At 70.6% G+C, this 5154-nt stretch carries 3 protein-coding genes and 1 pseudogene; 2 read left to right on the top strand and 2 right to left on the bottom strand.

What is annotated here, in order from left to right; genetic code table 11:
* Positions 1 to 25: 25 nt before the first annotated feature.
* The gene (locus ACN675_RS27540) at positions 26 to 829 is read right to left on the bottom strand and encodes an alpha/beta fold hydrolase (RefSeq protein WP_420753839.1); all 804 of its coding nucleotides are present in this window, start codon (positions 827 to 829) and stop codon (positions 26 to 28) included.
* The gene (locus tag ACN675_RS27535) at positions 826 to 2364 is read right to left on the bottom strand and encodes an ABC-F family ATP-binding cassette domain-containing protein (protein WP_420753838.1); all 1539 of its coding nucleotides are present in this window, start codon (positions 2362 to 2364) and stop codon (positions 826 to 828) included. Before ACN675_RS27535 ends, ACN675_RS27540 begins: the two co-directional genes overlap by 4 nt.
* Positions 2365 to 2633: 269 nt before the next feature.
* Between ACN675_RS27535 and ACN675_RS27530 the strand changes: the two genes are divergently transcribed.
* Positions 2634 to 4001 (top strand): wax ester/triacylglycerol synthase domain-containing protein, encoded by a 1368-nt coding sequence (locus ACN675_RS27530; protein WP_420753837.1) that lies wholly within the window; start codon positions 2634 to 2636, stop codon positions 3999 to 4001.
* A gap of 164 nt (positions 4002 to 4165) precedes the next feature.
* Positions 4166 to 5154, top strand: a pseudogene (locus tag ACN675_RS27525) (penicillin-binding protein); the annotation flags it as partial.

The raw sequence follows: 5154 nt of genomic DNA, 5'->3' as shown, positions 1-5154 counted from the left end.
ATTTCGGTAGCGGCCGCTACCGGAATCACGCACGAGGGGCAGCGGCGAGGAAGGGTTCGACCACCGACAGCACCTCGCGGCTTGCGGCGATCGTGGTGGCGTGGTCGAATCCGCGCAGGACCGCGAGCCGCGCGCCGGGAATCGTCCGAGCCAGTGCCCGCGTGTCCGGCACCCGGAGGAGATCCTCCGATCCGACGAACGCCAGGGTCGGCACCCGCAGCGCCGCGAGTGCCTCGTCGGCGATGCCCGGTTCCTGCTCGGACCTGCGGAAATAGGCGGCCAGGGCGCGGTCGTCGTTCGCGCGGAACGCCGCGCGGGTCGCGGCGTCGACCGGCCACTGCCGGTGCGCGGACCAGGCGTCGAGGAAGGCCTCCATGCCGTCGCGTTCGAGGACGTCGACACAGCCGGGGAAGAACAACCGGTCGAATGCCCCGGCCTGCGGGCGAGCACTGCCGCCACCCACGATCAACGACCGCACCCGGTCCTCGGCCGCCACCGCGAGCGACAGCACCGATCGTGCCCCGAACGAATAGCCCATGACGTGAGCACGCTCGACGCCGGCGTCGTCCAGCACCGCGAGCAGGTCGCCGACGACGAGATCCATTGCATAACAATCGGAATCGGTTGGCTTGTCGCTTCGGCCGTGTCCGCGCAGATCCGGCAGGAGCAGCCGGTACCGCGGGCGCAGCGCCGCCATGTACCCGAAGCCCCGCCAGATCGCCGACGACAGGGCGCTCCCGTGCGCGAGCAGCAGCGCGGGAGCGTCCGCCGGACCCACCGCTGCGTACGCGACGGCGGTGCCGTCGACAGGATTGATCGCTCGACTCATCCTCCGAGTGTGACCGATCGGGTCACGCCGATCTCCGCGAGGAACCGTTCGTCGTGCGACACCACCACGAGCGCACCCTCGAACGCCAGCAGCGCCTGCGTCAGATGCCCGAGACTCGGCAGATCGAGATTGTTCGTCGGCTCGTCGAGCATCAGCAACCGCGGTGCCGGATCGGCCGCGAGGAGGAGCGCCAGCGCCGCCCGCAAACGCTCGCCTCCGGACAACGCCCCGACGGGCCGGTCGGCGTCGGCGCCGCGGAACAGGAAGCGCGCCAGCCGCGCCCGGATGTCCTGCGGGGTGCGATGGGGCGCCCGCAGCGCCGCGTTCTGCGCGACGGACAGCGCGTCGTCGAACACGTCGAGCCGCTGCGGAAGCAACGCAAACGGTACCCGGGGCCCGGCGTCGGCGATGCGATGCAGCAGCGTCGTCTTCCCGGAACCGTTCGGCCCCCGCAGCGCGATGCGTTCGGGCCCGACGATCTCGAGCGGCTCGTCGAGAACCCGCTGGCCCTGGTGCACCACGGTGGCCGGGAGGTCCACCCGGATCTCCCGATCGTCCCGCACCGCCTCCTGGGCGCGGGTGAGCTGCTCGCGGGCCTGCTCGAGATTGCCCTCGTGCTCGCGCCGCAGGCGACCCGCGGACTCCTGCGCCGCACGCTTGCGGGCACCCATGATGATCTTGGGTTCCCGCTTGTTCTCGAACATCTTGCGCCCGTACCGTTCTCGACGATCCAGAATGATATGCGCGGCGGACAGTTCGCGGGCCTGCCGGCGCACATCGTTGCGGGCGTCACGGACCGCGGCCTGCGCGGCCTCCTGTTCCGCCGCGACGATCCGCTCGTACTCGCTGTAGTTGCCGCCGAACAGCCGCAGAGCACCGTCGCGCAACTCGGCGATCGCATCCACCGATTCGAGCAGGTCACGGTCGTGGGAGACCACGACGAGAGTTCCGGTGAACTGCCGCAACGCCTCGTACAACCTGCCCCGCGCGGCGGTGTCGAGGTTGTTGGTCGGCTCGTCGAGCAACAACACCTGCGGATCGTCGAGCAGTCGCGCCGTGAGCGCGAGCAGAACCGTCTCACCGCCCGACAGGGTTCCGACGGTGCGATCGAAGTCGTTCCGGTCCTGCAGGATCCGGTCGAGACCGAGCCGGTGCACGGTCGCGGTCGCGCGTTCCTCGATGTCCCAGCGATCTCCGACGGTGTCGAAGTCCGCGGCGGTTCCGTCGCCGGATTCGATGCGTCGCAGCGCGGCCCGGACCTCGCCGATCCCCAGGACCGTCTCGACCCGCAGATCCGGGTCCAGGGTGATGTCCTGCGGGAGGTAACCGACGCGGCCTCGGGTCGTGACCGACCCGCGCGTTGCCTTGCGGTTCCCCGAAACGATCTGCAGCAGAGTCGATTTTCCGGATCCGTTCCGTCCGACGAGACCGGTGCGGCCGAGCGGGAACGTCGCGTCGAGCCCGTCGAACACGGGATCGCCGTCGGGATGCTCGTAGTGCAGGTCGGAAAGAGAAATGCCGATGGGAGAGGTCATGGTGACTCCTGGAGGTAGCGACGGATCGCACGGGGAACGTGCGGGATGCGAAACCTCTACAGGAGCAAGGGCCTTCTCCGATCGACGACAATGTGACGTGACTACGGTAGGCACAGGGATCGGAACGCGCAACCGGTTTTCACCGCAGGCACGAGGGGTGTCCGGGATGCGCGGTATCCGGGACGGTGCGGGGGCACAGGGGGGATTCGGGCGTTTCGGTACGGTGCCCTCCGGGCCACCTGCGTGTCACGACACTACGAAGGAGTGCAGTGGGACCAGCAGCTCAGGTTCGGCCGATCGACGCCACCCATGTTCTCGAAGCCGATCACGGACATCACCTCGACACACTCTTCTTCTGGGTTTTCGACTCGGGGACCGGGACGCCCCCGACCGCCGCGGAGATCACCGAGCACTTCCGGGAACGTGCGCGGTTCTGGGCGCCGATGAACCGTCGCTTCGTGAGCGTTCCCGGACACCTGGACCACGCGTACTGGGTGGCCGACGACCGGCCGGTGGAGGACCGGGTCGTCCACGATCGGCGGACAGGACTCGACTGGCCGGCGCTGATCCGGGTGCTCGAACACCTCGCCGCCGCCCCGCTCGACGTCCGTACCACGGCCTGGCGGATCGACGTGTTCCACGGCGTTCGGAACGTCCCCGGCACGACCACGCCCGGGACCGTCGTGGTGCTGCGCGGGAACCACTCCCTGATCACGGGTCCGATCTTGAATCCCTTGTCGGAGGCGCTGTTCGGCGACGGTCCCGAGTCGGTGCACTTCCCGGGGCTGGGACCGGTCGTCCCTCGCGTGAACCGTGCGCTCGCCGCGGCGCGCGGGATCGCCCGGGCTCCCCGCGCGACGGTGCACTACCTGCGGACGATGCGTGCCGCGCTACGCGACGCTCGGGCCGGCGCTGCTCAGGGCTCTGCTCCACCGGCGAGCCTCACCCGGACCGTGCTGAACGCCGAACCCGGCGACCGGCGCACGCTGCTCCTTCTGCGGCTCGGTCGCGTCGGGTCGCGCCCGAAGGGGCTCACGGTCACCGCGCTCGCGCTGACGGCGATGTCGGTTGCGCTCGAGCGGTACCTCACCGACGTCGCCGGGCACTGCCCGCCGGACCTGACCGCATACGTGACGATCGCGTTCGGCGCGGAGGCGCAGGCGGTCGGTATCAACAGCATCGACTGGGCGGATGTCGCGTTGCACCCCGGCGTCGACTCGATCCGGGAGCGCGCCGCGGCGGTGCAGGCGACGCTGGTGGAGCGCAGGAACACGGCGTCGCTGCGGCACCTGACCGACACGAACGCGATTCCGTCGTTCCTGCTCCCGGTGGAACTGGCCGCGCACCGGCGCCGCGTGGATGCCCGCCCCGGTCCGCGCATGCACACGATGCTGACCAGCATCCGGATCGGCGGCGCCGATCCGTGGGCGCTGGCCGGTCGGCCGATGCTGTTCGGCACCCTCTGCCCACCGTTGACCTCGGAGGCCACCGTCACCCACGGGCTGATCGGTCTCGGCGACGACCTCACCCTGACGGTATTGACCTCCCCGGAGATCATCCGGGATCCAGGGCGCTACGCCGCGCATCTCGAAACCGCCTTCGAGGAGGTGGCGGCGGCACTCCGCTCCGGGGCGTGAGCGGCCGGTCCCGACGCCGGTGCGCCGACATCGGCCCCCGCGATTCGGAATCCCCCGTGTGTTACCTGCGTGGATTCCGATTCGGCGCGTGGTTTCCGTTACGTGCACCCGGTACGCCGTGTGGCGACAGGCACGGACGATCGAACTGGGGCATGATCGGGCGGGTGCGCACTCTTCGACGACGAATGGGCCTGCCGGTGGTGCTGACGGTGGGTGCGCTCGTGGTGGCCGGTTGTTCCACCGGACCCGATCAGCCGGAGACCGTCGCCCAGCAGTTCGCGGAGGCACTCGAGGCGGGAGACGTGCAGGCCGCGGCAGCGCTGACCACCGATCCGGCAGCCGCAGCCGCGACCATCGACGGGTTGTTCGAAGGACTCGGCTCCGACTCGCCCGACGTCACCCTCGGTGGCACCGGGGACGAGGACACCTTCGAACTCGACGTGGCGTGGCGGTTGGGACCCGACCCCGCCGAAGACGAAACCGGGGAGACCGAGACTGGGGCCGGGGAGACTTCGGCTGCGCCGGCCGACGCGGAGCCCGCACCGAGCGCAGGCGAGTGGTCCTATCGCACGTCGGGGTCCGCGGTCGACGGCGACGGCGGCTGGCGCATCCGCTGGGATCCCGCGGTGCTCGCGCCCGGGTTGACCGCCGACACGTCCCTGCGGTACCTCCGGGCCGAGGGCACACCCGCGTCGGTGCTGGATCGCAACGGGCAGCCGCTGATGGAACAGAGGGTCGTCACCTTGGTGAACCTCGACGCGACCGCCGACCCCGCTGCGGTCGCGCCGGTGCTGGCGACGGTCGTGCCGTCGATCACCGCGGAATCACTGGCGGCGGATCTCGCGGCGGCCGGGGGCGGATCGGTGACGGCGGTGACCTTGCGCGACGAGGACCTGGCCCGGATCGAAGCCCAGCTCGCGGTGCTGCCGGGGGTGTCGCCGGCCCCGCAGACACGGCTGCTGACCGTCGACCGGGCGCTGGCGTCGCCGGTGTGGTCGGGTCTGGCCGAGATGTGGCAGGACGGGCAGGACGCGGCCGCGGGTTGGGTCGTGCAGTCGGTGGATGCGGACGGGTCGGCGCAGCGGGTGGCAGGGGTCGACGGGACGGACGCGCCCGACATCCGTACGACGATCGATCTCGGCTTGCAGGCGCG

The sequence above is a fragment of the Rhodococcus sp. O3 genome (assembly GCF_048897285.1).
In the GTDB taxonomy this organism is placed as follows: Bacteria; Actinomycetota; Actinomycetes; order Mycobacteriales; family Mycobacteriaceae; genus Rhodococcus.
This window is presented reverse-complemented; position numbering and strand designations above follow the sequence as displayed.

Coding starts and splice junctions, on each gene's coding strand:
- ACN675_RS27540 (WP_420753839.1), bottom strand. CDS start 829: ATGAGTCGAGCGATCAATCCTGTCGACGGCACCGCCGTCGCGTACGCA.
- ACN675_RS27535 (WP_420753838.1), bottom strand. CDS start 2,364: ATGACCTCTCCCATCGGCATTTCTCTTTCCGACCTGCACTACGAGCAT.